Origin of the sequence: Glutamicibacter sp. NPDC127525, from assembly GCF_042672105.1 — a bacterium.
Lineage (GTDB): Bacteria > Actinomycetota > Actinomycetes > Actinomycetales > Micrococcaceae > Glutamicibacter.
In genome coordinates this window covers 1-26404 of sequence record NZ_JBHXVN010000011.1, presented here as the reverse complement: position 1 = coordinate 26404, position 26404 = coordinate 1, and the positions used below count along the sequence as shown (strand labels likewise).

Sequence of the window (26404 nt, the reverse complement as noted above, 5' to 3'; positions counted from 1 at the left end):
ACGCGTAAGTTAGACGAAACCAGAAAGTATTTAGCCTTTCTAACAAGTTAGGATGATGCAAATGCCACGAAAGCACGTTGATGTAAGTGTCAGTCATGCTGAGTTCGAGGATCTGAATAACGCTCTGGAGGACCATCGAGATGGTTTCAAGAAGATGGCCGAAGAAGCGACTAATGGCTTCGGCTTAGAGCCGGCCTACTGGGAAGGACGGGCCCAGGAAGTCGAGGGTCTACGCGAGACGATTCACGAGCACAGTACTGATGAACTGGAACAGTTTGAGTCTTCCACCAGAGAAGCGGACACTGGCCCCGAGGTTGATTCGGCTCGGGATCGGGACTTTGAATCCGATTCTCGCCAGTGAGCAACCGGCGCAGGCATGCGAGAGGCACTTCATCACACGGCAACGGTCCACCACTATTCCGTGGTGGACCGTTGCTCTGCAGGTGCAGTTAGGCACGCTTGCGCGTGAGCAATCCCCTAATGACTAGTACGATCAGCGAACCGCCAATGGCCAGGACCCAGCTGGACAGGGACCAGAACTGGTCCACGCCTTCGCCGAAGACTGCTGAGCCGATCCGGCCACCTACGATTGCGCCGACGACGCCCAGCAGCAAAGTAGCGACTCATCCGCCGCCCTGCTCTCCGGGTTTGATGGCCTTGGCAATAGCACCGGCGATCAGTCCCAAAACGATCCAACTTAAAATATCCATGGGTTCTTCTCGACTAGTTCGTATTGGGTCTTGCCCGTTGGCGGCGACACTCGCCCCTTGTCCAGCAAGCTACCCGCAGGTGCCATCCAGCAGGCGCTCAGCGAACGGCACGTGGCGGCGATAGAATTGCAAGGAGCCGCCGAGGTGTACCCGGCGGGCGGGAAGGCATAGCAAAGCAGTGGCCTCAAGGATTTCATCGCGCAAGGACAGGCAGAACTATCCTGTCGCTGCGCTGCCCTCGGGCCGCGGCCTGCCTGCCTTGAAGCAGATCCTCGGTTTCCTGCTGCACGTGCTGAAGCTTGGGCACGTGCGCGTTTTCCGCTACCTGGCGGTAATCACCACCCTGCAGGCAGCTAATGGCTTGCTGGTCATCCCTGCGATCAAATACCTCTTCGGCTTGGCGCTGGAAATCAGCAAGCTGAACAACGTCACCGACCGGACCTACACCGCGCTGCTGGCCCACCCGGTCTCGGTGCTTCTCCTGCTGGCCATCGCGGTGCTGGCACTGGGCGCGGTGAGCGTGCAGTTCGTGGCACTGATCGTGATGGTCAACCGCCAGCAATCCGGGGAGCCTCCCAACCTGCGGGCCGAGTGCCGCGAGACCGCCGCCTGCCTTGGCCGGATGCTGTCCTACCCCTCGCCGCTGATGATGGTGTACTTTTTCCTCGCCCTGCCGCTGGGCGGCTTGGGCCTGTCTTCGGTGCTGATCCAGGGTGTGGGGATCCCGCCCTTCGTGACCCGCGAGTACCTCAAGGCGCCGCTGAGCACGGGGATCTACCTGCTGATGATCGGGGCGATCATCTACGCCAACCTCCGCCTGGTGCTCACCTTGCCGCTGCTGGCTGTCGGGCCGAAGCGGCCGCTGGCTGCCTTGGGCACTAGCCTGAAGGCCACGCACCGCAACAGCCTGCGCTACCTGCTGCTGATCGGGATCCCGCTGGGAGTCTGCGCCCTGTGCGCCTCGCTGCTGGTCGAGGCGCTGGTATGGACCTCGGATCTGGCCGCCAGCCTGCTCGGCGTGCAGAACTCCGCGCTGGTGGCGACCCTGTGCATCGGCGTGGGACACACGCTCGGTTTCCTGCTGATCGGAGCCGCGACCGTGGTGGCGATCCAGATTGTGGTGGCCCTGAGCCGCGAGCACCTGGCACTGCCCGTCACCCTGCAGGAGCGCTCGCAGCGGCATCGCAGCGCGCAGTCGCGCGCACTGAAGGCCACCGCCGGGACCGCGGCCGCGGCCTTGGTGCTTTCAGCGAGCTTTGCCGCATCCCCTGCCTTGGGGCAGACCGCAACGGGAGCCGGGGACGCGCAGATCCTGGCCCACCGCGGCTACTCGGCAGGCGGGGTGGAAAACACCTTGGGAGCCCTGGAAGCCGCGGCAACGCATCAGGCCGACATCGTCGAGGCCGATTTCCAGGAAACCGCGGACGGGCATTTCGTAGCCAGCCACGATACCAACCTGCTGGTGGTCGCCGGGGTGAACCGGAACATCCACGAGATGACCCTGGCCGAAGTCCGGAAGGTCACCGTGCGCGAAGGCGGCTTCGCCGACCGCATCCCCACCATGCAGGAGTACCTGGAGCACGCCGATGAGCTGGGCATCCCGGTGCTCGTGGAGCTGAAGGTCACCGGCCACGAATCCAAGGGCTACCTGGAGCGCTTCCTGGCGCAGCTGGACGCGACCGGGACCACCACGCAGAACATCTACCATTCGCTCAGCCCCCGGGCAGTCAAGGAAATCAAGGCGCAGCGCCCCGAGCTGCGGGTCGGGCTGACCGTGGCCATGAGCGTGGGCGGGCTGCCGAAGGCGAACGCCGATTTCTACACCCTGGAGCAGGCCTCCTTCACCCGCGAATTCTTGGAGCAGGCCCACGCGCTGGACCGGGAGGTGTATGCCTGGACCGTTAATGACGAGTCCACCATCCGCGAGCTGCTGGGCGTCGGCGTAGACGGCATCGTCACCGACAACGTGGAACTGGCCATCCGGGACCGCTACCTGGTGGCCAACAACCCCGCCGCGGAGTACCGGGTGGGTTCCGCGCTGGCGTACCTGGACATCTTCCGCTAGATTCCGGCGCTCAGGGCGTCTCCGGATAGGTGCCATCGCCCAAATCCGGATTTGCCAGCGACTGCAGCGGATCATGCAAGAACACCCGACGCCCTTCATTGCGCAGCCGGCGCAGCCCTTCCAAGGTCATTCGCCGGGCCACATCGGTGAAGGAGAAGACCCGGGAAATATCCACGTGCACGTCTCCGTCGAAACGCGACTCGGACATGATATCGAGCAGTTCGGCAGCTGCGGTGAACTGCACGTTGCCCTGCAGCGAGAAGGTCTCGCGCGTGCCGCCGCGCTGCACGTCGATGACATCGAGCCGGCCATGGCTCGGGGCCAGCAGGTGCATGCCCATGTCCGTGGACAGCCGCTCGAAGGCCCGCCGCGCCCGCTGGCTGTTGCCGTGCGAATCCAGCCGCGGCGAGAACGCGCCGATGCCCACCTGGTCCGGCAGCACGCCCACCAGCCCGCCGGCCACCCCGCTCTTGGCGGGGATCCCGACGCGGGTCAGCCAGTCGCCGGCCCCGTCGTACATTCCGGCTACCGCCATCACCGACATGACCTGGCGGGCCGTGGCCTCGTCCATGATCCGCTCGTGCGTGCACGGCTGCACCCCGCCATTGGCCAAGGTGGCGGACATCGCCGACAGATCCGCCACGGTGACCAGGATGGAGCACTGGCGGGTGTAGCCGGTGACCACCTCATGCGGGTCATCGTCGATGATCCCGTGCTTGCGCAGCATGTGGGCCATGGACAGATTGTGGTCCGCGGTGCCCAGCTCCGAGTTGAAGACCGCTTCGTCGATGCGCAGCCGGCGCCCGGCCAGTGCGGAGAACAAATCCAGTGCCCGGTCAACGCGCTGCTCGCCGGTGGCGTCGGCGCCGACCATCAGGCCGTGGGCGGCGATGGCCCCGGCATTGATCATCGGGTTCTTCGGCCGATTGGTGCCATCCTCCAGCGACAGCTCGTTGAAGGCCTCGCCCGAAGGCTCCACCCCGATATGTTCCAGCACATGCTCCAGCCCGCGGTCCATGATGGCCGCCGCATAGGCGAAGGGCTTGGAAATGGACTGGATGGTGAACTCGATCCCGGCATCCCCGGCGGTGTAGGTGCTGCCCATGGCGGTGGTCACGGCCAGGGCGAAGAAATCCGGATTGGCGTCGGCCAGTTCGGGAATGTAGCCGGCGCGCTGCCCGGAGGTGTCGTCGCGCAGCGCATCGAGCACTTCGTGGAGGTAATCGGGAATCGGATTCTTCATGGTGCCATTTCCTCTTGGATCTCGGGTGGATTCTGCCATTGTTCCGGTTACGGCCCACCCTATCGGCAAGAGCGCCCTATGCCGTGTACCCATGCTTACGGCCGGTCAGAAAGTGCCTGCAGAAGTTGCTGGAATTCTGGGACGTTCAGCCGCGCAGGGCTTTGCCGTGCGGGGACTTCTATGGGGACAGAAAGCTGGCCCCGATCATAAGGAGAGAGATCATGAAATGCAGGCTGATCATGCGTGCAATTTCGGATTCATCCAGCCTTCTGGCGGATTTGCCGATGCCTTCGCGCATTGCAGTGCAATTCAGAGCTTCGGATTCATGAGCGTCGAAGAAGGCCAATCAGTCGAATACAAGATTGAAGCGGGACCGCCGAAGGATGCCGTGATGGGCGATGAGGATCTGGCCGGCAACCACTCGCTGCTGAGGCTGCTCTGATTTGGATTTCACTGCCACTATCGCGCCTGGAGTCTCGGACAGGATGGCTGCTGCAGGACACTGTTGTCCTCTTGGGATTGCCGCATTCTCGCCTGTCGATAATGCGTATAGGCCCAGCCGCGTGGCACCGGGGAAACTGGCAGTAGGCCCTGTTTCTGCAGGGATGTGCTGCTTACCGAAAGGACGTCATCGTGTACTTTATTGTCGTTAAATTCAAAGTCAAGCCGAATTGCTCAGACCGCTGGCCGGATCTGGTGCGCAGTTTCACCGAGTCAACCCGTGCGGAACCAGGCAACCTTTGGTTTGATTGGTCGCGCAGCCTTGAAGACCCCAACGAATTCGTTCTGGTTGAAGCCTTCCAGGACGACGCAGCTGGAGACCACGTGGGCAGCGACCACTTCAAGCAGGCCATGATCGACATGGCGCCGGCCCTGGTTGAAACTCCGCGCATTGTCAGCCGGCAGATCGAAGGCGATACCTGGGACCGCATGGGCGAATTGGAAATCAGCTAGCAACTTTTGCGATGAACCCTGAAATTGCTGGGGCAAGGCCAGCGGCAGCTGCGACTCATATTGAAGTTCCCAGCTCACCTCGACAAGATGGGGTTATGGGATATAACGATTCACTAGCTGGCCTTGCTTCAGTTCAAAAAGCATTCGCCTTGCTGGACGTGGTGGCCGCGCATAACCGGGGTATGGCTGCCAAGGAGATCGCTGCAGAACTGCAGATGCCCTTGCCTACCGTTTATCGCCTGCTCAAGACCTTGACCGTGTCGGGCCACCTGGTCCACCTGCGCGATGAAGGGCTCTATGCCCTGGGCTACAAGCTTCACGCCCTGGATAACTCGCTGCGCCGGCAGGTAGGCACACCGCCTTCGGTGGCGCGCTTGATCCGCGAATTGCATGTGCGGGCCGATGCCGCCGCCTACTACGCAGTGCACCGCGGAGAAGATATCGTGGTGGCCCACGTCGTTGAGTCGCCACTGCGCCCGCGCATCACCCCCATGGGCTTCGGGTTCAACAATGGTGCCCATGCGACCGCCTTCGGCAAAGTGCTGTTGGCGGCCATGGATGCCGAACGCTGCCACGCCTACCTGGACAAGCACGGCATGCCCGGGATGACCTCCGCGACCATCTGCGATCCGCAGGTCTTTGCCGCAGAACTGGACGCCGTACGCGAGACCGGCATTGCCATCGAACGCGAAGAATTCATCCGAGGCGCCTCCTGCATGGCCGCCCCGGTAACCACGGGCGCCGGGCAAGTCATCGGATCGGTGGCAGTTTCCATGGACCCGGCCGAATTCCAGACCCGCCACCGAGACGTCTCCGTCCTGCTGCGCGATGTGGCTTCGCGGGTGAGCCGCGCGCTGCGGGGCACCTCGATGCTAGGCGCAGCTTGCGCCGACTAACGAGGTGCCCGGACAGCCTACAACTTGGCCTGGGCCATTTGCTCGACGATGTACTCGGCCTGGCGGATGGCCAGCGCCACGATGGTCAAGGTCGGGTTGGCCGCGGCTCCAGTGGTGAATTGCGAGCCATCGGAGATGAACAGATTCGCAACATCATGGGCCTGGCCGAAAGCGTTGACCACCCCGTCTTCAGGACGCTGGCTCATTCGCGCCGTACCGAGATTATGCGTCGACGGGTACGGGGGAGTGTGGTGCGTGGACCGCGCGCCCACTGCCTCGAAGAGCAGCGAACCCTGCTGGTAGCCGTGCGTTCGCATGGCGAGGTCATTGGAGTGGTCGTCAAAATGGACATTCGGCACCGGCAGGCCCAAGCGGTCGCTCACCGTGTTGTTCAGCGTGATTCGATTGCTTTCCTGCGGCATATCCTCACCGGTAATCCACATGCCCGCAGTGTTCAAGTAGTCGTCCAGCAGCGTAGTGAATTCCGGTCCCCAGCCGCCGGGCTCCACGAAGCTGGCGAGGAACGCCGGCCCCAACGCGATGGTTTCCATGTAATAGCCACCGCAGAATCCGCGATCCGGATCATGGCGGGATTCGTCGGCAATCAGCCCGGCCATCGTCTCGCCCCGGTGCATGTTCACCGGCTGGTCGAACTTGGCATAGACGCTGCCGGTGGTGTGGCGCATGTAGTTGCGGCCCAGCTGGCCCGAGGAGTTCGCCAATCCATCGGGGAACAGCGGCGAAGCTGACAGCATCAGCAAGCGAGGGGTTTCAATGGCGTTGCCGGCCACCGCCACGATGCGTGCTTTTTGGCGCTGCGGGTTCCCTTCGGAATCTATGTAGATGACTCCGTCCACCTTGCCGGCAGCAGTATGGGTAACTTGAACAGCATGCGATTCGGGACGCAAATCCAGCAGGCCGGTGCGCAGCGACTTCGGGATTTCCGAGACCATTGTGGACCATTTGGATTTGTTCTTGTCGCCCTGGAAGTTGAACCCATCCTGGATGGATGCTGGGCGGCCGTCGTAGGGTTCGGCATTGGTTGCGTAGGGCCCGGTGGCGTACTGGCGGTAACCCAGGCGCTGGGCCCCATTGGCAAAAACCTTGTAGTTGTTGTTGGCCGGCAGAGGGGGACGCCCGTGGCGGTGGGTGCTGCCCATCTTCTGCTCGGCACGGTCGTAGTACGGTGCCAAATCGTCCAGGGTGATGGGCCAGTCCAGCAGGTTGGCCCCGTCGACCCGGCCGTAGGTGCTGCGCGCCTTGAACTCATGTGCCTTGAATCGCGGGGTGGCCCCGGACCAGTGGGTGGTGGTGCCTCCGACCGCCTTGACGATCCAGGCCGGCAGATTGGGGAAGTCGCGGGCCACGCGCCATGACCCCGAGGTGGTCCGCGGATCCAGCCAAGCCATCTGGTTGAAGGCGGCCCATTCGTCCTGGTGGTAGTCCTCATTCTTCAGATACGGGCCGGCCTCCAGCATGACCACCTTGACGCCCTTGGAAACCAGCTCATGGGCCAAAGTTCCGCCGCCGGCGCCGGAGCCGATGACGACAACTACCGAGTCGTCGTCATGGTCGTGCACTGCCGATTGCTCTTCGGTGCTCATCGGGTTGTCCCTTCCTCGAGGATTCCTGAATCACCCAGGACGTTGTCCACGGGCTTGCTGCTGGTTTCCGGTGCGTAGGCTTTCACGGCGTAGGGAAGCGGGCCCTGGTCTTGTACGGGCTCTCCGCTTTCCTCGATGCGCGGTTCGGGCAACCAATTCAGATCATTGAAACCGCGGTTCACGTAGCCGCCCTTGGAGAAGGATTCGCCTTCGTAGCCCAGAGCCTGATGCACTTCGGGGTCATCGTAGAAATTGAGGACTACGGTGCGGCGGATGAAGGCGAAGAACTCCAGATCCGCGATGCGCTTGAGCACCGCCAGTGCACGGTCATCGGGAAGATCCAGGAAATGCTCTTCGCTGAGCGTATCCAGGGTCATCAAGCCCTGGGTCAAAGCCATGCGGAACCAGCTGGATTCGGCTGAAGCCTCGATGATTTTCTCTGTCATGCGCTCGTAGGGCCCATCCGGGAACTGCGGGTGCGGAAACGAAACCCGAATGATCCGGGTCAAGATCCGCCGAGCCTCATCCGAGAGCTCCAGGGCGTTGAGAGATGAATATTTTGCTGGGAACACCATTGTTGTCACCTCGATTATTAGACGGTTAGGTCAGTTCCTGCGCTGATTCTGCAGGGAAACCGGCAGTGAAGCCTTACTTGGATTATGTAGTGCACGTCACAGTGCTGCCAGCGTCGTTATCGGCTGGTGAGAATGGCCCGGCAACGCGCTCGGCGCCACGCTGCGGGCATTATCGCTCTGCGAGAACGAAGCTATCCCCGGAGCGAGCGCGGGCCCCAAGCTGGGCAGACTCGACGGGCCAAGGGGCCGCTTCAAAGTCCGAGCAGCATCTAACAGGAGGAATCACCATGGCAGGATCCACCGCAGGGGTCGCACTCATCACCGGAGCAGGACGAGAGATTGGAAGGGCCATCGCCGAGCGCCTGGCTGATGATGGGCAGGACATCATCGTTGCCGATGTCCCGGGAGCCCAGGAGAACGTGGATGAGGTCATCGCCGCCGTCCAGCAGCGCGGGCGCCGTGCGGTCGGGGTAGCCGGAGACGTGTCGAACCCCGAAGACGTGGAACGGATGATCAAGGAGGGTACCGAAGCCTTGGGCGACCTGACGGTGTTCGTGGCCAACGCCGGCATTGCGCAGGTTGACGAGATCCTGGACGTGAAACCCGAGGCATTGGACCGCATGCTCGACGTGAACATCAAAGGCGTCTTCTATTCCTACCAGCTGGCGGCCAAGCGCTTCATTGAGCAGGGCAGCGGCGGGAAAATCATTGGCGCGGCATCCATCGTTGCTTTCCGTCCGTTTCCCATCCTCGCCTCGTATTCGGCCACCAAATGGGCGGTGCGAGGACTGACCCAAGCGGCCGCCATGGAGTTCGCCAAACACAACATCACCGTCAATTCCTATGCGCCGGGCGTGGTGGGAACCGCGATGTGGGATTTGATTGACGAGCGGCTCACGGCGCGTGAAGGAACCCCGAGGGGCAGTGCCCTGCAGGCGCAGGTGGACAACATTCTGGCTGGCCGTGTTTCCGAGCCGGAGGACGTCGCCAAGCTGGTGAGTTATTTGGCAGGCCCGGACTCGGACCACATGACTGGCCAGACCGTCTTGATCGATGGCGGCATCAACTTCTCCTGACGCATGGGCATTGACGAGGTTCGCCATGGAGCACTGTAGCTCCGCGGCGAACCTCTTCGCTGTTGGGTGAGCCGGCAAGCGGCCGGCTCAGTGCCCACCGCCCAGGCATTTGCGCATCTTCAAGCAAGCGGTAGTCAGCCCTTCGACGTCCGCATTCTTGGGAGCCGTGCCTGACGATGACGAAATTCTGCGGGTCTTCGGCCTAGTTGAACTGCGTGTCCAGGTCGTTGGAAGAAGCTAAGAGCAATACGCCAGTGAGCCACGCCCGTCAGGAACCGCCGAAGACGGTAGCGCCCGGAAATAGAGCTTCTCCTTCTTGGGCGCCATGCGCCGGACCAGCGTATTTCGCGGACTTAAAAGAAGCCAATGGATCTGAACCGAAGATACAGGTTTGTTGAATCTCCGGCATAGCCGATCAGCTCGGCTGCCGGTAATCTTGTGAAATCTCTATGCAAGAGCAGGGGATTGGGCAAACAATTGTACGGTTCAACCAATTTGGCGCGCAGCATGCCGGATAATTGATGGAACACAGCAGGCCGGAGGAAGATACTCCGGTCGGAAGGGAATGATGGACGCTTCAGGCGACAGTAGATCTCATAGTTCCAACCCTCTGCCCGGAAGGCATGCCGGCCAGGCTCCGCAGGTCAGGGGGTGCATGTAATTGGAATGGATCTCGCTACTCATAGCGCTTCTCCTCATTCTCGGTTGCGGATTATTCGTTGCCGCTGAATTCGCGCTGATCACGGTTAACCGGAATCAGGTCAAGCAGGCCGCCGCGAACGGCGACCGCCGTGCCTCCGGTGTTCTCAAGGGCATGGAAACATTGTCCACCCAGCTTTCGGGCGCCCAGCTGGGCATCACGCTGACCAACCTCGGCATCGGCTTCCTCGCCGAGCCGGCCATCGCGGCCCTGGTCGTCGGGCCGCTGCAGGACTTCGGCCTCGACGAAACCCTGGCCCGCTCGGTCTCCATTGCCATTGCGCTGATCCTGGCCACCATCTTGACCATGGTCTTCGGCGAATTGGTTCCCAAGAACCTGGCCATTGCCAAGCCTTTCGAAACAGCCAAGGCCGTGGTGGGGTTCCAGCGCGGCTTCAGCGTCGTGACCAAGCCCTTCCTTACATTCTTCAACGGCAACGCCAACTGGATTGTCCGCCGCTTCGGCATCGAGCCGCAAGAAGAGCTGGCCTCGACCCGTTCGGCCGAGGAACTGGTGGCCTTGGTGGGGCATTCGGCCCGCGAGGGACTGCTTCCCTCGGAAACTGCCGAAATGCTGCGCCGGACCGTGGCCTTCGGCAACCGCCGGGCCCATGATGTGATGACCGCCCGGTCGCGGATGATCACCGTGACCGCCCAGGAGACGGTGCACGAAGTGCTGGAGCTTGCCGCGCGGACCGGGCATTCCCGCTTCCCGCTGGTGGACGAGGGCGGGCACCGCGTGCTGGGCATGGTGCACATCCGCGCCTTGCTCGCCATCCCCTACGCCCAGCGGCAGCAGTCCGCGGCAGGGGACAGTGCAGAAGATGCCTTCCTGGTCCCGGATACCATCGAGCTCGATGAGCTGATGGACCAGATGCGCAACGGCGGGCTGCAACTGGCGGTACTGATCGACGAGACCGGCGACGTCGCCGGGATGCTCACGCTGGAAGACCTCGTGGAGGAAATCGTCGGCGAAGTGCGCGACGAGCACGACCCGGAGGATTCCACCATCCAGGTGCTCTCCGGGAACTCCTGGCGGCTGGATGCGGCACTGCGGCCGGATGAGGCCAATGAGCTGCTGGGCTGCCAGATCCCCGAGGACTCGGACTACGAGACCTTGGCAGGACTGCTGACCGTCCAGCTGGGCAAGTTCGGCGAGGTGGGCGATGTCGTGCGCCTCGTGGTCCCGGGCGAGCCCGGTGGACCGCATAAGGAACTTGAATTCACCATCCACGCCACCGATGGGCAGCGGATCGCCAGTGTCGATGTGACGGTGTCCGAGCAGGCAGAAGGGGAGGACGCGCGATGAGCGACCTTATGGGAATTCTGGTGACGGTCGCGCTGCTGGCAGCGAACTTCTACTTTGTCGGCGCCGAATTCGCGCTGATCTCCGCACGCCGGAGCATCATCGAGCCCAAGGCCATGGAAGGCAGCCGCAGCGCCAAGATGACGCTGTGGGCCATCGAGAACGTCTCGCTGGTCATGGCCGGTGCCCAGCTGGGCATCACCGTCTGCTCGCTGGCGCTGGGCTATGTCACCAAGCCGCTGGTGAAGTACGCGGTGGCCGGGCCCTTCGAAGCCATCGGCGTTCCGGCAGGCATGATCGACGCGCTGTCCTACGCGATTGCGCTGATCGCGGTGACCTACCTGCACGTGGTGCTTGCCGAGATGGTGCCCAAGAACATGGCCTTGGCCGGACCCGAGCGCATGGCGCTGATCCTGGGCCCGAGCATGGTCATCCTGGTCAAGGTGCTGCGCCCGGTGCTGTGGCTGATGAATGCCATGGGCAACCTGGTGCTGCGGATTTTCGGCGTCGTTCCGAAGAACGAAGTGGCCAGCACCTTTACCCGCGACGAGGTCTCTTCCATGGTGGCCGAATCCCGGGAGGGAGGCCTGCTCGATGCGCATGACGAGCAGCTGCTGCTGGGCGCCTTGCACTTCGATGCCCGGAGCATCGAGTCCGTGGCGATCAGCTTCGATGAGGTGCAGACCTTGCCGGTGGATGCCACGATAGAGCAGATCGAGGCGGCGGCCGCGCATGGCTTCTCGCGCTTCCCGCTGGTGGACGCCGGCGGCACCCCGGTGGGCTATGTCCACGTCAAGGACGTGCTGGGCGCCGATGCGCAAGCCCGGACGCGGCCGCTGCAGCCCAGCGGCATCCGCGAGCTGCCGTCCTTCGGGCAGCAGCAAAGCGTGCGCACCGCGCTGCAGGAAATGCAGCTTTCCGGAGCCCATTTGGCCCTGGTGCGTGATGGCGAAACGGGCAAGGTCACCGGCATGGTGACCTTGGAAGACATGCTTGCAGAGCTGGTCGGCCAGATCAGGGACGAGCACCGCAGCGCTAGCTAGCCGCGCAAGCCGGACAATGAAGCACCGGGCAGGGGCTGGAGGCAGGATGGGACATCTCGGGCCTCCAGCTCTGCTCGTCCAGGGCATCACGGCGCCTTGGCATAGGGGGAATCCTGCGCGAGGGCACCAGCGCCGCCCCGAGCGGTGTGAAGCCCGTAGCCAGCAGCTATTTGACGTCGGACTGAACATGGCTGCCAGGAGAACGTGAACTATCCTTCCCACGCGGCCCAGAGCTGGGCATAGCGCCCACCGGCTGCCAGCAATTCCTCATGGCTGCCATCCTCGATAATCTGACCGTGCTCCATCACAATGATCCGGTGGGCCAAACGCGCTTGGGAGAGACGGTGGGCAATCACCAAGGCGGTGCGCCCGGCAGCCAGCGCGGCGGCGGCCATGTCCAGGGTCCGCGAGTTGCTGGAACCGGACTCGGCCGTGGCCTCATCCATCACAATGATGCGCGGGTTGAGCAGCTCAATGCGGACCAACGCCAGGTGCTGTTGTTCGTGGGCCGTCAATTGATGCCCATCGGAGCCGAGCAGGGTATCAAGGCCTTCGGGCAGTGCATTAATCCAGCCAGCGTGACAGGTTTCCAACGCCTGCTGAATCCGGGCATCGGTGCACGGCGCCGTGGATCCCAGCAGCAAGTTCTCCCGGACAGTTCCCGCAAAGACATGGGTCTCCTGCGAAATTAATGCGATGTTGCGGCGCAGGGTCGCGGTGTCCAGGGCGGCCAGCGCGGTTCCATCCAATGCGGCGGTGCCTGAGCTCGGCTCGATGACGCCGGACAAGATCTTGGCTGCTGTGGATTTCCCGGCGCCGGTCGAACCGACCAAGGCGACGCACTGGCCATCGCGCAGATGCAGGTCGAGATTGCCCAGGACCTGCGGGCCGGTCTCAAAATGGTGGCTGACACCACTTAGAGTCAGTCCCTCGGCAGGGGAAGAAGCTGAGGGAACCGCGGATCTGGCCAGCGGGGTGCGCCGAGCGGCCAGCAACACTCCGGTCACCCGGCGCAACGCGATCCCCGCTTCCTGGAGCATGTCGAACAAGGTGACCACCTCGGAGATCGGGTCGAACAGCCGATGGTAGAGCAGAGCCGCGGTGGTGACAGCGCCAACCGTCGCTGCATTTGCCTGGACCAGGAAGAACCCCGAGGTCAGCAGCGCGGCCATGGTGATGAATTCGGCCCGGTTGTTGCGTGCGAAGTAGCGGGTCAGCATGCGGAAAACCCGGTCCGCGACGTGGCGTGAATCGTTGCTTGAGTGTTCAAGGGCATCGATTTGCGTTTGCGCCCAGCCCTGCGAATGCAGCATGGCCCGGCCATGGAATGCGTTCAAGAAGGTATTGGTGCGTCGAGCGAGGATCTCGCGTTCTTCGCGGTAGAGCGGTGCGCTGCGTGGCAGGTACCAGCGCAGCGAGAGCAGGTACATCGGGACAGCGATCAGCCCGGTGAGCCCCAGCACCCAGTGCAGGGTGAACAGCCCTGGAACCGACAGCACCAGCAGCGTGCCGGCGGACAACAACGCGGGCAACAGCCAGGCTACTGCCTGGGAGATCAGGCGCGAGTCATCCGAGACACGCGAGACAAGCTCGCCATCACCGGCGCGCTCCAGGATTCCCGACTCCAGGTGGAGCGCGTGCTCTACCGCGTCCTCGCGCAGCGTGGCTACCGTCGGCTCAGCAATGCGCGCGTACAGCACCCGGGCGTACCAGGTCAGCAGCGCGCCGCCGAGCAAGGAGGCGGCAATGGAGGCCAGACACCACACCAGGGCGGAGCCCGGTGCGCCGGTGCCCAGCGCATCCACCAGGATGCCAATGGCAAACGGCGGGACCATGGCCGTTGCGGAGGCAGCCAGGGTGATCACGGATGCCCAGGTGATCAGCAGGCGGTGCGGGCGAAGCGTTCGCCGCAGTGCCCGCCAGGCCGCAGCGGCGCTGGCGGTCGGCAGGGCGGGAGCGGAGGGTTCTGCCCGGTCGTGAACAGCGCTCATCGGCCGACCACCTTTTCATAGGTCGTATTTTCTGCAAGTGCGCGGTGGGTGGAACGCGTGATGCTTCCATCGGCCGCGAGGAAAAGCACCTCATCTGCGGCATGCAGCAGGGTGGGGGATGTGCTCAGCACCAGCAAGGTGCCTGCCCCGGCTCCGTTGCTGGCGGCATGCGCGCGCAGCTGGACCAGGCCCTGGGCGATGTTCGCCTCGGTGACCGAATCCACTGCGCTGGTTGGATCGTGCAGCACGCGCGCCAACGGTCCGCCGGATAATGCGCGGGCCAGTGCGATGCGTTGACGCTGGCCGCCGGAAAGGTTATGTCCACGGCCCTGGACCTGGTGTTCGAGCCCATCGGGCAGCGTGCCCAGCAGCTCGTCGACGCCGCTGGCGCGCAGCAGCAGCTGCAGGGTCTGCGGGTCGGGCAGCGCTGCGTCTCCCACAATGTTTTCCTTCACGCTGCCCTCGATGAGGTGCGCCTGATGCGGGGCCATGCGCAGCAGCTGCGGCAGGTAGGCGGGATCGATCTGCGCGGCGTCGATTCCATCAACCAGTAGCCGCGCGGCAGCCGCCGCCGCTGTACCTTCGCGGACTGCCGCGGTGCCAGGATTTTCCGAGCCTTCGCTGAGCAGCTTGGCCAGCCGGTGGCGCATGCTGTCGTTGGCGCAGACCAGCACGGTGAACCTGCCGGGCACGAAAACCAGCGGGCGTTCGCCAAGCCCGGGCACATCCAAGGCAAGTGCTGCATCCGGCTCAGCTGCCGGACGCCGGGTTCCGGGTTGCCGCCCGCCGTCGGCCAGCAATGCGGCAACGCGATCCGCCGCGGCGATGGACCGGGTGCCGGCTTCCACCGTTGAGACCAGGGTGCCCAGCGGCGTGGACAAGAACTGGGCCACGCCCAGCACACCCAGCAAGGTGCCGATGCCCATGGCTCCTTCAGCAACCTGCCAGGCGCTCAGGCTGGCGGCGGACAGCAGCACCAGCCCCGAGATCAATACCTGGGCGCCCTCGATCCGTCCGGTGGCCGAAGCGGAGGCCACCCCCGCGGTGGCGGCGCTGCGGCTGGCGGCACGGTAGCGCTCGGATGCCTGGTCCTGGCCGCCGATGCCACGCAGTACCTGGACTCCTGCCATGAGATCGGCGGCCGCCGCGCCGGATGCGGCGATATCGGACTGCAACCGGTCGCTGGCCCGGCTCAATCTGGGGGTCAGCCAGCGCAGGGCGGCCATGCCCAGTGGCGTGATGGCCAGCACCGCCAGGCCAACCCAGAGGTTGGCCCAGAGCAGGTATCCGGCGCAGACCAGCAGGCCCGCCAAGGCGCTGAAGCCCAGGGAAGCCTGGCGGATGATCGTCGCGGTGACGGTGGTGTCCACCGAGGTGATGGCAGCAATTTCCCCGGGCATCCGTGCGGTGGCAGGCCGATAGCCGGGGTCCATGACATGCTCGGCGATCCGGGTTCGCATCAGGTGCACCTGGCGGTTCATTCCGGAGTTGCCCAGCCGTGCACCCAAGCGGTAGCCGGAGGACAGCATGAGGAAGCACAGGCCGAGGGCGGCGAGCCACGCCACCAGCAGCGGCAAGCTCTGCCCGGCGATGGCGTGGTCGATGGTGGCACCGACCAGCGCGGGGACAAGCGCTTCGCCCGCTGTCCAGCAGGAAAGGAGGGCGATGGCGCCGATGATGCGGCCGCGTTCGGCTCGCAGCATGCCGCGCAGCAGAGTGCGCCCGGTGAGCATAGATGAGGACATGCTACCCATAATATGCTATTAATTATTTTCGTAACTCACATAGGTTAGCCTATGCTCAGTGCCGATTTGTGGTGCGCTCCGTGGGACCTCGCAGTCCACGCACCCGGCGGCCGACCGTTTAAGGATCACCCGCATGACCCGCAAGATCACTCGCACTTTGTTGGCCCCAGCCGCGCTGCTTGCCGCCACGGCCTTGGCCCTGACCGGCTGCGGCCAGTCCTCCGAGGCCTCCCAGGCGCCATCGTCCCCGGCGGCCGAAGGAACCCCGCTGAAGACCGTGGACCCGCAAGGCCACGAAGTTTCGCTGGAGCAGCAACCCGCCGCAGCCCTGGGTTTCTACACCACCGACGTGGATATCCTGACCATCCTGGAGGTGCCGCTGGCCGCTGAACAGCCGATTCGCGGCGACTCCGGCTTCACTACCTTCCCGGACTACTTCGACCAGGAAGCCTTGGAGGGGGTCACCCCGTTCGCCAACTACCCGGAATTCAACTACGAGCGCGTCCTCGGCGCCGCCCCGGACTTCATCCTCAACGGCCTAGGGTATGACGCCGAGGTGCATGAGAAGCTCGCGGCCATTGCCCCGACCTACACGACCAACGCCTTTGACGGCGAAACGTGGCAGTCGCACTTCGAGCGGACCGCCAAGGACCTCGACCGGCAGGCCCAGTACGACCGGTGGCTGCAGGACTACCAGCAGGCGGGTGCCGAAGCCAAAGCCGCCATCGACGAAGCCGGAAACGGCGACCTGACCGTCGCCACCCTGGGGTACTGGGATGGCAAGGTCAACGTCGACTGCTACGCCTACCTCGAATGCGGAGTCTTTGACACCATTGGCCTGGAGACCACCGAGTTGAGCCGCGAAAAAGGCCTGTCGCTGAGCTTGGAGGAACTGGACCGGCTCAAGGACGTGGACGCGGTGTGGATGTCCACCGGCGTTGGCGAGGATGCGAAGGCCGAGCTGGACAAGTCCATCGCCTCCATGGCCAAGTCGCCCTACTGGAAGGATCTGCCCTTTGTGAAGAATGAGCGGATCTACACCTACAACATGGAAATGGCCTACGGTTCGCCGTCGGGCGCCACAGCGTTCCTGCAGCAGGTCCGCAGCGACCTCGCCGGATAATCCAGCCATGGCCGCATCCGTCCGGCCCCGTCAAGTTTCCCGGCCGGACGGATACGGCCATTGCCTGCGCCTGAGCGCAGCTCAACCACCCCTCCTGCGTTCGCACTTCAAGCAGCCGACGCCCCCAGATTCAGGATCCTTTCATGGAAATTTTTGAAGCAACCGTGCAATCCACCCGCCTACTCTCGCCTACGCTGAAGCGGCTGCGCTTCGCGGTGCAGGGCTTCACCAGCACGGGGGTCGGCGACGAATATGTTCGCCTGTTTTTCCCGCATACCGAGGACCGCAGCCTGCTGTGCCTTCCGGTAGCCGATGGGGATACCTGGCGCACGCCTCCGGGGCAGCCGGACGCGCCAATGCGCACCTACACCATCCGCGACTGCGGCGAGGGGTGGATCGATATCGATTTCGTGGTCCATGACGGAGGCATTGCCGCCGCGTGGGCACTGGCCGCCGAACCAGGAGACCGGATCGGCTTGAACTCACCGACCGGGCTGTACGATTGCCCGCCGGAAGCAACCTCGCAGGTGCTGATCTGCGACCTGACCGGGCTGCCGGCCGCGGTACGGCTGGTGGAACTGACCGGTGAACAGGTGCGCACCGAGCTGGTGGTGGAGATCCCGGATGAGGCCTCGCGCCTGGACCTGTCGGGTTTGCCGAACCTGGGCGTGCAGTGGATTGTGGCCGGAAACGGCGTGGCCCCCAGCGTGTTGCCCAAGGTGGCACGCAAGGCGGTTGAGGCGGCGGCCGGATCGGAAACCCGCCCGTACGTCTGGGTGGCCGGGCAATCCGCTGCGCTGCGTGAGATCCGCAAGATGCTGCACCGGGAACTGCGGTGGCCAAGCACCCAATACAAGGTGATTGGCTACTGGGTCGAGCAAGCCGAGAAGTGGCGTGCCCAGTGGGATGCCTTGGATGCCGGTATAAAGGAGGCCCTTGATGCCCTCTGGGACAGCTTCGAAGACCACGACGAGGCATTGATCGCATACGAGTCCGAACTTGCACGCCTGGGGCTCTGAGCACGGTGGCAACCACACGGGACCCCGGGCTGTTGCTGGCCCCACCCGGCGCAGCACCACCGGGCAGCGCGGCCGGTACCGATGCGGACCAACGGCACCGGGTGCTGGTGGGTTCACCGGGAGCCAAGCTGGTATGGCTTGCCGGCCTGATTGCCCTGTTGGCGTTCACGGTGCTGTGCTCGCTGGCCTTCGGCAGCCGCCAGATCGACCTGTCCGTGGTCTGGCAGACCATCACCAATCCCTCCTTCAATACCGATGAGGCGCAGGTCATCCGGCAGTTGCGGGTTCCACGTACGGTCCTGGGCGTTCTGGCCGGGGTCGCGTTGGGCGTAGCCGGGGCCCTGATCCAGGCGCTGACCCGCAACCCGCTGGCGGATCCAGGCATCCTGGGCGTCAACGCCGGAGCCCAATTCTCCTTGGTGATGGCAAGTTTTGCTTTCGGTTCGCTGAGTGTGCTCGGTGCCATCTGGTGGGCCTTGGGCGGTGCGCTCGCCGCAACCTTGGCGGTATACGGATTAACCCTCTCCAAGGGAGGACGCGCCGCCGACCCGTCGACCTTGGTGCTGGCTGGTGTGGCCTTCGGCGCGGTGCTGTCGGGGATCACCACCGCGCTGGTGCTGCTGCGTCCGCAGATTTTCGACATGATGCGGGTATACACCGCAGGAAATCTCAACGGCCACGAGCTTCCAGCAGTGCTGCTGATTGTCCCCTTCGTGGCAGTGGGCCTTGCCATCGCGCTGTGCTGCGCCGGGTCGCTGAATGCGATTGCCCTGGGGGATGCTCCGGCCAAGGCGCTGGGCGTGCGCATCGCCCCGGTGCGGATCGCGGTCATCGCCGCGGTGACATTGCTCTGCGGCGCGGCAACCGCGCTGGCAGGCCCGATTGGTTTCGTCGGACTCATGATTCCGCACGTGGTGCGCTGGCTGTTTGGCGTGCAACAGGGCTGGATCCTGATTTTCACCATCGTCCTGGCCCCTGTGCTGCTGCTTGGTTCCGACATCCTGGGCCGGGTGATCCTGCCCAATGCGGAGGTCTCGGCGGGAATCATCACCGCCTTTGCCGGTGCACCTGTGCTCTTGGCCTTGGCCCGGCGCAAGAACGCGAGTACCCTATGAGCCTCAAGCCCCTGATCCCAGCACCGGCTGAGACAGCCGGTGCGCGTATGCAAGGGTGCCAGGTGCCAACCGGACGACGGGAAGTGCGGATCGGTCGTGGCCGTTGGAGTTGGCGGCTTGATCGCACCTCGCTGCTGGTCGGTACGGCCCTGGCCCTGTGCGGGCTGCTGGTTGGGCTCATATCCCTGGCCCTCGGGGATGTGCGTGTGCCGATGGACCAGGTGATTCCCGCGCTGCTGGGAAACTCCGAGCACCGTTATGAAGTGGTGGTCCGCGACTGGCGGCTGACCCGGGTGGTCCTGGCACTGGCATTCGGATTCGCCCTCGGAATCTCTGGTGCACTCTTCCAATCGTTGACCCGGAACCCCCTGGGCAGCCCGGACGTGATTGGCTTCAGTTCGGGGGCTTACACCGCGGCGCTGGCGCTGATGCTTTTCACCACCGCGAGTGCCGCACAGATTGCCGTGGGTTCCATTGCCGGAGGCCTGGCGGCCGCGGCATTGGTTTTCATGATCGCCAGCCGCAACGGGACCACAGGGTTCCGGCTCATTGTGGTCGGTATTGGCGTTGGCGCCATGCTGGCCTCGGCCAACACGTTCATGCTGTTGGCAGCTCAACGCCAGGTAGCCATGTCTGCAGCGGTATGGGGTGCTGGTTCGCTGAACTCGGTCGGCAATGCCGTAGTGGGTCCTTCGCTGCTGGGCATTGGCATTTTCGCGCTTGCCGCGGTTCTGCTGCAACGCCATGCCCGGATCCTGGAATGCGGGGATCCGCTGGCCATTTCGCTGGGCGTGAATGCCAAGCTGGTGCGCGCGTCGATGGTGGTTGTAGGAGTTGGCCTCGTGGCGGTGGCCACCGCGGCGGCTGGGCCGATCGCCTTCGTGGCCCTGGTGGCCCCGCAGATCTCGGCCCGGCTCAGCGGCCGTGCCGAGCTGGACCTCGTTCCGGCTGGATGCTTCGGAGCGTTGCTGCTGGTGTCGGCGGACACCGTGGCACGCATAGCTTTCATGCCGATCCAGCTGCCGGTCGGCATTGTGACCGTCTGCCTTGGCGGAGTGTATTTGATTTGGCTATTGATAAGGGAGAGTCGCGCATGAGCGCATTGGGAACCGAACCCGCTCAGCAGGCAGCCGACGCGGTAAGAGCGGGCATGGTGGCGCGGAAGCCAGCGCCTCGGCTTGAGGTGCAGGGGGTGCAGCTGGGATATGGCCGTGAGCCAGTCATCGATTGCCTCGATGCGTCCTTCGAAGCGGGCAAATTCACCGCGATCATCGGGCCCAACGGCTGCGGCAAGTCCACGCTGCTCAGCGCGCTGGCCAGGTTGCTGAAGCCCATGGCCGGCCGGGTGCTGCTGGATGGCAACCCCATCGCATCCTACAAGCCCAAGGCCTATGCACGGGAAGTGTCGCTGTTGAGCCAGCAAGCCATCGCTCCCTCGGGGATCACCGTTGCCCAGCTGGTAGCCCGCGGCCGCTTCCCGCATCAGAAGCTGCTGGCCCAGCATAGCGAGCAGGATGAAGCGGCGGTCCACGCTGCACTGGCCGCGACCGGAACCCTTCCCTTGGCCACCCGCCGGCTGGCCGAGCTTTCCGGCGGCCAGCGCCAGAGGGTCTGGGCGGCCACCACCTTGGCCCAGCAGGCACCCATTCTGCTGCTGGATGAGCCGACAACCTATCTGGATGTCGCCCATCAGGTGGAGCTGCTGGACCTGTTCGCCCGGCAACGCGATGCGGGAAAAACCGTGGTCGCGGTGCTGCACGACATCAATCAGGCAGTGCGATACGCCGACACCGTGGTGATGATGCGTGGCGGAAAGATACTGGCTTCCGGCGCACCAGAAGATGTCATTACGGCGCAGAGCCTTGGCGAGGCATTTGGCGTGCACTGCGAGATTCACCCCGATCCGGTGACATCCGGTCCGATGATGGTCGCCGTCCCCGGCAGGCTGCGTCACGAGTCCGCGCCGAAATCAGTCGATTGATAGCTCGGATCCGGGGTGGCCCACGGCGCAAGATGCTGCCATGGGCAAGAACCCGGTCGCTTGGTTGAGCCTTGGTGGGGGAGTTTAGAGGCCATCCCATGAACCGGGCTGGATACGAGCTTCCTGACTGCTTGGGAACCGGTCCGGATAGCCGGGGCTCTTGGTGCGCAAGTTTGGCTGACGGGGTAGTTCCCGCAGCCTTTTGTGCAGTGGTCAAGCGCCGCGGGCTGGCATCAGCTACCGGGATCGCCGAGCGGACTCGAAGGGCGAGTTCTTGCGCGAAAGCAGCAAGGTCAGCATTGCCCCGAGCAGCGCGAAGCCTGTGGTCAGCAACCAGGTGGCATTCCAGCCGCCGGTGATTGTGGCCATGGATGCCAGCAGCATCGGGCCGGTGAAGTTGCCGATGTTGAAGATCTGCTGGGTCAAGCCCATCGAGGCAGGGGCCGAACCGCCGGGCGGAGCCAGATCGACCACCACGCGGGTCATGGTGGTCGGGATGGCCGCTCCGGCCAGCGAGAAGAAGCCAACGCAGATCATCTGGATCCACAGCAACCCAGGCGGGTAGTCGAAGGCGAAGGTGCAGAACGATGCCAGGGACATCAGCGCGAAGCCGGCTAGCAGCAGCGTGCGCCCATTGGCGCCACGCTGGAGCAGCCCTCCGCAGATGATCGCGCCCACCGCGTTCAGCCCGCCCACCACGGCGGAAGCCAAACCACCGGCCACCGGATCCAGGCCGAATTCCTCGTAGATGGTGGGCAGGAACCCCACTACTGCCATCCATTGCACCGTGTAGCAGCCGAAAATCAGGCCGCTGATCCACACGCGCGATGCCCGGGCGGTGATGGCGATGCGCCGGGCGGCCTCACGCAGGGCCGCCGATCCGGCGGGTTCATCCGCACCCACGAACTTGAGGATCAGCGGAATCGGCAGCAGGGTGATGAACGCGAGGATGCCCCACCACAGGTGCCATGACAGGTGCTGGAGCACCAGCGCCGTGGAGAAGACCCCGATGAAGGTGGCCATGCCCATGTAGGCGGCCCACCACCCCACGGCCATGTTCAGGTTCCGGATGGGGGCATGGAGGCGCACCAGCCCCGGCCCCATGACGGTAGCCATGATCACGCCCGCCCCTTCCAGGACGCGGGTGGCCAGCAGCAGCGGAGCACTGGGGGACAAGGCGCCCAGCGCGCTGCCCAGCACCAGCAGCAGCAAGCCGAGGATCAGTGTGCGGCGCTGGGAGATGACTTCCGAAAGCAGGGAAACGGCCAGGCCGCCGGCCATGCCGGCTACCTGGACCACGCCCAGCAGCACGCCGGAGAAAATCAGCGAGAAGCCCAATTCGTCCTGGATCACGGTCAGCGCGGGGGCGAGCTTCCAGATGTGCAGGCCGGCCACCACGCCGGAGGCCACGATGATGATCCAGGCCGCGTTGGTCCGTTGCTGGACTTGTTCCATTTTGGCTTGCACTGCCGCCGATGCCTCCTCGCATAGGACGCGCCAACTGGTGCTCGGCGCTATTGTCCACTTCGGATTGTGGCACGGGCCGGGCAGCGATCCGGCATTCGTGTCGTTGAACGGGAATCCCTGCCGGCGGAACTCCGGGCTGGATCCACTAGCCCAGGGCGAATTCTCCTTCGGCAGGTTGCAGGTGCGAGCTGAGAGTTCGCCGATATTTCCCGGGCGTTGCATTGCAGCACGAGTCCTCGGAGTAGTTTGGAGGCCAACCCGGCCGATCAAGCTCAGGAGGAATGATGTTCCGGCACAGTTCGTCCCGCACCCGGCAAGTGAAGGCAGCAGCGGCTCTTGGATGCGTCTTCATGGCGACAGCCTGCTTCCCAGCGGTGCCGGTGGACCCCGAAGGAACCCTGGACACGGTTCGTTCCGGGACGCTTCGGGCCGGAGTATCTCCTGCTTCGGATTTCGTGGAAATCCGGGATGGAGTACCCCAGGGCGCCGAACCAGCGCTCATAGAAGACTTTGCCCAGCATGCAGGTGCCGAAATCCAATGGACCATTGGTGGCGAAGAACAGCTAGTGAAGCAGCTGGAAGCAGGCCAGCTGGATTTGGTGGCGGGAGGCATCACCTCCAAGACGCCGTGGTCGGAAAAGGCTGGAGTCACTCGTCCCTACACGACCGCCATTGACGCCAAGGGCAAGGAAAGGAAAATAGTCCTGCTCGTGCCTCCAGGCGAAAATGCTTTCCTGTCCGAGCTGGAGTACTTCCTGGACCAGACGCAGGAGATGCCATGAAAAACGCTGCCGGAACGCACTTGCCTCCCGAGCAACGCGAACTCATGGCGCGCGCCGCGAAGCTCGAGTGGATCAGCATCGGATACACGGCGCTCACCATTACCCTTGTGGCACTAGTGGTGGGAAATTCGCAGGCCATGCGCACAGCGTGGATCGAAGACATGCTCTCAGTCCTGCCGCAGCTGGCCTTTTTGGCATCACTGCAGTTCACCCGGAGGGCTCGTCGGCGCTCGCACCCCTACGGCTACCACCGGTCCATGGGAGCCGGGCATCTGGTCGCAGGAGTGGCGTTGCTGGTCGTCGGCGCGATGCTCGCGTACGAATCGGTATCGGCTCTGGTTAAACTGGAGCACCCGACCATCGGAACCATGAACCTGTTTGGCCATACGGTATGGCAAGGATGGATCATGATGGCGGTCATGGCGCTGATCGCGGCACCGGCCGTGGTGCTGGGACGGTTGAAAATCAAGATTGCCCAACCGCTGCACAATAAGCTGCTCTACGCCGACTCCAAGATGGCCAAGGCCGACTGGCAGACCAATGCTGCTTCGATCGTCGGTGTCGCCGGAATCGGCGTTGGGTTGTGGTGGCTGGATTCCACCGCGGCGCTGGTGATCGCTGCCGGCATTCTCAAGGACGGCTGGGACAGCACGAAGTCCGCAACCTCGGATTTGCTGGATCGCCGTTCCAAAGGTGTCGACGGCACGGATCCGCACCCGCTGATCCCGGCCATGGAGGAACAGCTCCATGCCCTGGATTGGGTTCGCACTGCGGGATTGAGGGTCCGCGAACTCGGCCAGGTCCAGCACACGGAAGCGTTCATCGTTCCGGAATCCGATACCGTGACGCTGGCCCAATCCGAGGAAGCGCGAAAAGTGCTAGAGGGAACCGACTGGAAAGCATATGACGTGGTGGTGACGATAGTTCCCGAGCTGCCTGAGTTCCTCAAGCAGGACTGAAAACCGAGGCCCACGCCCTCGTCTGGAGGGCAGTGGAAGCACGGCGATCCGGCGAGGAGAACCTGCACGGCAGGGTGCTGGCGCTGGAGCCAGCAGCCCCGCCGGACTAGCCGATATCGGTGGGCGACGTGGCTACTTGGCCAGGCCAGTCGCTGCGCACAAAGCAGGGAATCTCATGGATTGCCGCGCTATGGGACCAGAAAGCGACGCGAAAGGGCATCAGTTTCTCCGTGTGCTGCCGGGAGCAGAGTTCGCTGATGGTGGTTCCAGCTGGCAAGTGGGGAACTTTGGGAAAGAGCGGGCTGGGTACCGTGATGTGCCATAGCTGCAGGTCATCGGTTTGGTCATCATCAAGAACCATGAGTACAGCCCGGCCATGGACCGATACGAAGCCCATTACTTCATCTACTGGATCAGTGCGTTGCGCGAATACCACGGGCATGCCCTCCATCCAGCCGTACGCAGTGAGATGGGTTCTGGCCTCGGGGCAATGTAAAAGTTTTTCGACGCGGTGCATGGCGCGCATATTTAGTTCAGGCATGTTCATTTAATCCTCCGCTGATGGCAGCTCTCCGAAAGGTGACCGCCCACGAAGTTCTGCGGCATAAAGCCGCGGAATCCCCCGGGTTTCGCCTTTGGCGCTCGGTGTTCATCGTGGAGTGTTCTTCTGATAATACATCTTGTTTCCAACCGCCGAGCGGCGCCTTATGTGGACACATGCCCAATGTGGTGCAATTCGCAGGTTTTCAAGTGGGATGTCCCTGCGCAAGCAGTGGAGCAGAGATCCATTTAGCAGAACGAGATTGCCGGGCTAACTAGAGTCGAAGAATTGAATGAATAGCGAATGGGCACTTTCCTGTTTCGCCTCTTAAAGCTGTGGATCGAAGTAATTCTGCACTCAATACCCAGAGCGTTTTGGACCGCGCAGGTCCCGGAAAAGCTTCAGATGCCTGAAGCGGCGCGTATCAACGAGCCGGTCAAGTGCTTGGAAGGAATATAACTGTAGGCTATATAACCCTCGTTGGTCTCGCTTGGCTTGAAATCTTTCGTTAGTCCGGCTCATGATCGAAGCGTTGCGTCTAGCCCGGTGTTGGTCTTGCTCTTCAGGACCGTGTCGGGTTGCTGGGTGCTGATCTTTGGCGTAAAAAGGTACGGTCGTTGCAACGCCTGATTGTTCAGGATGTTGCAACGACCGTTAGAACCCGTCGACCGCCTGCCCCGCTTTTGGGGTGATCGGCCTAAACGCGCTTAGCGTGCCTGGATGTCCGCAGCCTGAGGTCCCTTTGGACCGGATTCAAGCTTGTATTCGACCGATTGTCCTTCTTCAAGATTCTTGAATCCGAAACTCTGAATTGCGCTGTAATGCGCGAAAACGTCAGCGGATCCATCAGAAGGCTCAATGAAACCGAAGCCCTTTTCGGAGTTGAACCACTTTACAGTGCCAGTAGCCATGTGTATTCCTAAATCGTAATTCGCGATATGTCGCGATTTGAGCTTGTGCCACCGTAGCAGCACTGAAGCCATTATTTTTGTTGCATCCCGTGAAACTTAATCAAGCATGAATAGCTTGGAGAGCCAGAACATCGAATTCTGAGTTCTGGAGTAAGAATTCACTGGAGACGCATGTAATAGCGGTCGAAGAGGTTCTATAGAAACGCAGTTTCAAACCGACTGCCCCACCACGGAAGTGGGGACGAATATTTCAAGTGATGCGATTCGCTCTCATGGGAAAAATTCCGAGGAAACGCTTATTAAAAATCCAAGGGAGGAACAATAGGAATTTTCAATTTTCCTTATTGGCTCTAATATCTAGACTACCATGAGGAGCTCACTTAATCTCGCCGGTTTGCTGTGAGGGGAAGCCGAAGTCCTGCCAGGGGAGCTGATTTCGTTGTTCTGTGCCTGCAGCAAGACCGTTATGGGATTCGGTATCCGGAGATGATTGGGCACTCGAATGGATCCCGGGCCGATAGCCCGACCTTGTTCAGGTAGGTGATCACCTGTGCGTAGGATTCGCGGACACTGGCCACGGTGTACGGCACCTGGTGCTC

The 26404-nt window shown here is 63.1% G+C and carries 23 protein-coding genes and 2 pseudogenes; 15 read left to right on the top strand and 10 right to left on the bottom strand.

Annotated elements, in window-relative coordinates:
- The first annotated feature begins 61 nt into the window (after window positions 1–61).
- Window positions 62–361 (top strand): hypothetical protein, encoded by a 300-nt coding sequence (locus tag ACFVHU_RS18015; RefSeq protein ID WP_133833959.1) that lies wholly within the window; start codon window positions 62–64, stop codon window positions 359–361.
- Between the two features lie 88 nt (window positions 362–449).
- Here the strand turns inward: ACFVHU_RS18015 and ACFVHU_RS18010 are convergent.
- Window positions 450–710: pseudogene (locus tag ACFVHU_RS18010) on the bottom strand (GlsB/YeaQ/YmgE family stress response membrane protein).
- Window positions 711–888: 178 nt separating this feature from the next.
- Between ACFVHU_RS18010 and ACFVHU_RS18005 the strand changes: the two are divergent.
- A complete protein-coding gene (locus ACFVHU_RS18005; RefSeq protein ID WP_388025885.1) occupies window positions 889–2775 on the top strand; it encodes a glycerophosphoryl diester phosphodiesterase membrane domain-containing protein in 1887 nt (628 codons plus the stop codon).
- Window positions 2776–2785: 10 nt separating this feature from the next.
- Here the strand turns inward: ACFVHU_RS18005 and ACFVHU_RS18000 are convergent, their stop codons facing one another.
- Window positions 2786–4018 (bottom strand): glutaminase, encoded by a 1233-nt coding sequence (locus ACFVHU_RS18000; RefSeq protein ID WP_105658944.1) that lies wholly within the window; start codon window positions 4016–4018, stop codon window positions 2786–2788.
- A gap of 25 nt (window positions 4019–4043) precedes the next feature.
- Between ACFVHU_RS18000 and ACFVHU_RS17995 the strand changes: the two genes are divergently transcribed.
- The 3 genes from ACFVHU_RS17995 (at window position 4044) to ACFVHU_RS17985 (ending at window position 5868) form a co-directional block, all read left to right on the top strand.
- Window positions 4044–4460, top strand: coding sequence for a cold shock domain-containing protein (locus ACFVHU_RS17995; protein ID WP_388025881.1), 417 nt, complete (start codon window positions 4044–4046; stop codon window positions 4458–4460).
- 191 nt (window positions 4461–4651) lie between these two features.
- Window positions 4652–4972: a putative quinol monooxygenase gene (locus ACFVHU_RS17990; RefSeq protein WP_388025879.1), complete on the top strand. Its 321-nt coding sequence runs from the start codon at window positions 4652–4654 to the stop codon at window positions 4970–4972.
- Between the two features lie 95 nt (window positions 4973–5067).
- Window positions 5068–5868: an IclR family transcriptional regulator gene (locus ACFVHU_RS17985; RefSeq protein ID WP_388025876.1), complete on the top strand. Its 801-nt coding sequence runs from the start codon at window positions 5068–5070 to the stop codon at window positions 5866–5868.
- 17 nt (window positions 5869–5885) lie between these two features.
- Here the strand turns inward: ACFVHU_RS17985 and ACFVHU_RS17980 are convergent, their stop codons facing one another.
- Entirely contained in the window at window positions 5886–7472 is a 1587-nt protein-coding gene (locus tag ACFVHU_RS17980) for a GMC family oxidoreductase (protein WP_105662354.1), read from the bottom strand.
- On the bottom strand, window positions 7469–8047 hold the full coding sequence (locus ACFVHU_RS17975) for a hypothetical protein (RefSeq protein WP_105662355.1): 579 nt from the start codon (window positions 8045–8047) through the stop codon (window positions 7469–7471). Before ACFVHU_RS17975 ends, ACFVHU_RS17980 begins: the two co-directional genes overlap by 4 nt.
- A 287-nt stretch (window positions 8048–8334) precedes the next feature.
- On the opposite strand from ACFVHU_RS17975, the gene ACFVHU_RS17970 reads away from it, so the two are divergent.
- The 3 genes from ACFVHU_RS17970 (at window position 8335) to ACFVHU_RS17960 (ending at window position 12171) form a co-directional block, all read left to right on the top strand.
- The gene (locus ACFVHU_RS17970) at window positions 8335–9123 is read left to right on the top strand and encodes an SDR family NAD(P)-dependent oxidoreductase (RefSeq protein WP_388025873.1); all 789 of its coding nucleotides are present in this window, start codon (window positions 8335–8337) and stop codon (window positions 9121–9123) included.
- A gap of 661 nt (window positions 9124–9784) precedes the next feature.
- A complete protein-coding gene (locus tag ACFVHU_RS17965) occupies window positions 9785–11131 on the top strand; it encodes a hemolysin family protein (RefSeq protein ID WP_133833963.1) in 1347 nt (448 codons plus the stop codon).
- Entirely contained in the window at window positions 11128–12171 is a 1044-nt protein-coding gene (locus tag ACFVHU_RS17960) for a hemolysin family protein (protein WP_332595308.1), read from the top strand. The genes ACFVHU_RS17965 and ACFVHU_RS17960 overlap by 4 nt, the downstream gene beginning before the upstream one ends.
- 209 nt (window positions 12172–12380) lie before the next feature.
- Here the strand turns inward: ACFVHU_RS17960 and ACFVHU_RS17955 are convergent, their stop codons facing one another.
- Both ACFVHU_RS17955 and ACFVHU_RS17950 read right to left on the bottom strand, forming a co-directional pair.
- Window positions 12381–14162, bottom strand: a complete 1782-nt coding sequence (locus ACFVHU_RS17955) for an ABC transporter ATP-binding protein (RefSeq protein WP_388025870.1) — start codon at window positions 14160–14162, stop codon at window positions 12381–12383.
- Window positions 14159–15907 (bottom strand): ABC transporter transmembrane domain-containing protein, encoded by a 1749-nt coding sequence (locus tag ACFVHU_RS17950; protein WP_388025867.1) that lies wholly within the window; start codon window positions 15905–15907, stop codon window positions 14159–14161. The genes ACFVHU_RS17955 and ACFVHU_RS17950 overlap by 4 nt, the downstream gene beginning before the upstream one ends.
- Before the next feature lie 133 nt (window positions 15908–16040).
- On the opposite strand from ACFVHU_RS17950, the gene ACFVHU_RS17945 reads away from it, so the two are divergent.
- The 5 genes from ACFVHU_RS17945 (at window position 16041) to ACFVHU_RS17925 (ending at window position 21145) form a co-directional block, all read left to right on the top strand.
- On the top strand, window positions 16041–17030 hold the full coding sequence (locus ACFVHU_RS17945; RefSeq protein WP_133833967.1) for an ABC transporter substrate-binding protein: 990 nt from the start codon (window positions 16041–16043) through the stop codon (window positions 17028–17030).
- Between the two features lie 143 nt (window positions 17031–17173).
- Window positions 17174–18049, top strand: a complete 876-nt coding sequence (locus ACFVHU_RS17940) for a siderophore-interacting protein (RefSeq protein ID WP_105658956.1) — start codon at window positions 17174–17176, stop codon at window positions 18047–18049.
- A gap of 5 nt (window positions 18050–18054) precedes the next feature.
- Complete coding sequence (locus ACFVHU_RS17935) at window positions 18055–19164, top strand: FecCD family ABC transporter permease (RefSeq protein WP_388025863.1); 1110 nt, start codon at window positions 18055–18057, stop codon at window positions 19162–19164.
- 62 nt (window positions 19165–19226) lie between these two features.
- Window positions 19227–20261: an iron chelate uptake ABC transporter family permease subunit gene (locus ACFVHU_RS17930; RefSeq protein WP_286134672.1), complete on the top strand. Its 1035-nt coding sequence runs from the start codon at window positions 19227–19229 to the stop codon at window positions 20259–20261.
- Window positions 20258–21145 carry an ABC transporter ATP-binding protein gene (locus tag ACFVHU_RS17925; RefSeq protein ID WP_286134397.1) on the top strand — a complete coding sequence of 296 codons (888 nt, stop codon included), beginning with the start codon at window positions 20258–20260 and terminating at the stop codon, window positions 21143–21145. The genes ACFVHU_RS17930 and ACFVHU_RS17925 overlap by 4 nt, the downstream gene beginning before the upstream one ends.
- A gap of 237 nt (window positions 21146–21382) precedes the next feature.
- Here ACFVHU_RS17925 and ACFVHU_RS17920 read toward each other — a convergent pair whose 3' ends face one another.
- Complete coding sequence (locus tag ACFVHU_RS17920) at window positions 21383–22612, bottom strand: CynX/NimT family MFS transporter (RefSeq protein ID WP_388025859.1); 1230 nt, start codon at window positions 22610–22612, stop codon at window positions 21383–21385.
- 350 nt (window positions 22613–22962) lie between these two features.
- Here ACFVHU_RS17920 and ACFVHU_RS17915 point away from each other — a divergent pair, with 350 nt between their 5' ends.
- Together ACFVHU_RS17915 and ACFVHU_RS17910 are read left to right on the top strand one after the other, a co-directional pair.
- Window positions 22963–23394, top strand: coding sequence for a transporter substrate-binding domain-containing protein (locus ACFVHU_RS17915; RefSeq protein ID WP_332727624.1), 432 nt, complete (start codon window positions 22963–22965; stop codon window positions 23392–23394).
- Window positions 23391–24353 (top strand): cation diffusion facilitator family transporter, encoded by a 963-nt coding sequence (locus tag ACFVHU_RS17910; RefSeq protein WP_332489439.1) that lies wholly within the window; start codon window positions 23391–23393, stop codon window positions 24351–24353. The genes ACFVHU_RS17915 and ACFVHU_RS17910 overlap by 4 nt, the downstream gene beginning before the upstream one ends.
- Before the next feature lie 106 nt (window positions 24354–24459).
- Here the strand turns inward: ACFVHU_RS17910 and ACFVHU_RS17905 are convergent, their stop codons facing one another.
- From ACFVHU_RS17905 to ACFVHU_RS17895, 3 genes and pseudogenes are all read right to left on the bottom strand, one after another.
- Entirely contained in the window at window positions 24460–24894 is a 435-nt protein-coding gene (locus ACFVHU_RS17905; protein WP_388025855.1) for a hypothetical protein, read from the bottom strand.
- A gap of 707 nt (window positions 24895–25601) precedes the next feature.
- Window positions 25602–25805: a cold-shock protein gene (locus ACFVHU_RS17900; RefSeq protein ID WP_105658961.1), complete on the bottom strand. Its 204-nt coding sequence runs from the start codon at window positions 25803–25805 to the stop codon at window positions 25602–25604.
- 464 nt (window positions 25806–26269) lie between these two features.
- A pseudogene (locus ACFVHU_RS17895) lies at window positions 26270–26404 on the bottom strand (acyl-CoA desaturase); the annotation flags it as partial.

Coding starts and splice junctions, on each gene's coding strand:
- ACFVHU_RS18015 (WP_133833959.1), top strand. CDS start 62: ATGCCACGAAAGCACGTTGATGTAAGTGTCAGTCATGCTGAGTTCGAG.
- ACFVHU_RS17980 (WP_105662354.1), bottom strand. CDS start 7,472: ATGAGCACCGAAGAGCAATCGGCAGTGCACGACCATGACGACGACTCG.
- ACFVHU_RS17955 (WP_388025870.1), bottom strand. CDS start 14,162: ATGAGCGCTGTTCACGACCGGGCAGAACCCTCCGCTCCCGCCCTGCCG.
- ACFVHU_RS17910 (WP_332489439.1), top strand. CDS start 23,391: ATGAAAAACGCTGCCGGAACGCACTTGCCTCCCGAGCAACGCGAACTC.
- ACFVHU_RS17985 (WP_388025876.1), top strand. CDS start 5,068: ATGGGATATAACGATTCACTAGCTGGCCTTGCTTCAGTTCAAAAAGCA.
- ACFVHU_RS18000 (WP_105658944.1), bottom strand. CDS start 4,018: ATGAAGAATCCGATTCCCGATTACCTCCACGAAGTGCTCGATGCGCTG.
- ACFVHU_RS17915 (WP_332727624.1), top strand. CDS start 22,963: ATGGCGACAGCCTGCTTCCCAGCGGTGCCGGTGGACCCCGAAGGAACC.
- ACFVHU_RS17925 (WP_286134397.1), top strand. CDS start 20,258: ATGAGCGCATTGGGAACCGAACCCGCTCAGCAGGCAGCCGACGCGGTA.
- ACFVHU_RS17970 (WP_388025873.1), top strand. CDS start 8,335: ATGGCAGGATCCACCGCAGGGGTCGCACTCATCACCGGAGCAGGACGA.
- ACFVHU_RS17950 (WP_388025867.1), bottom strand. CDS start 15,907: ATGTCCTCATCTATGCTCACCGGGCGCACTCTGCTGCGCGGCATGCTG.
- ACFVHU_RS17900 (WP_105658961.1), bottom strand. CDS start 25,805: ATGGCTACTGGCACTGTAAAGTGGTTCAACTCCGAAAAGGGCTTCGGT.
- ACFVHU_RS17945 (WP_133833967.1), top strand. CDS start 16,041: ATGACCCGCAAGATCACTCGCACTTTGTTGGCCCCAGCCGCGCTGCTT.
- ACFVHU_RS17905 (WP_388025855.1), bottom strand. CDS start 24,894: ATGCCTGAACTAAATATGCGCGCCATGCACCGCGTCGAAAAACTTTTA.
- ACFVHU_RS17960 (WP_332595308.1), top strand. CDS start 11,128: ATGAGCGACCTTATGGGAATTCTGGTGACGGTCGCGCTGCTGGCAGCG.
- ACFVHU_RS17975 (WP_105662355.1), bottom strand. CDS start 8,047: ATGGTGTTCCCAGCAAAATATTCATCTCTCAACGCCCTGGAGCTCTCG.
- ACFVHU_RS17940 (WP_105658956.1), top strand. CDS start 17,174: ATGGAAATTTTTGAAGCAACCGTGCAATCCACCCGCCTACTCTCGCCT.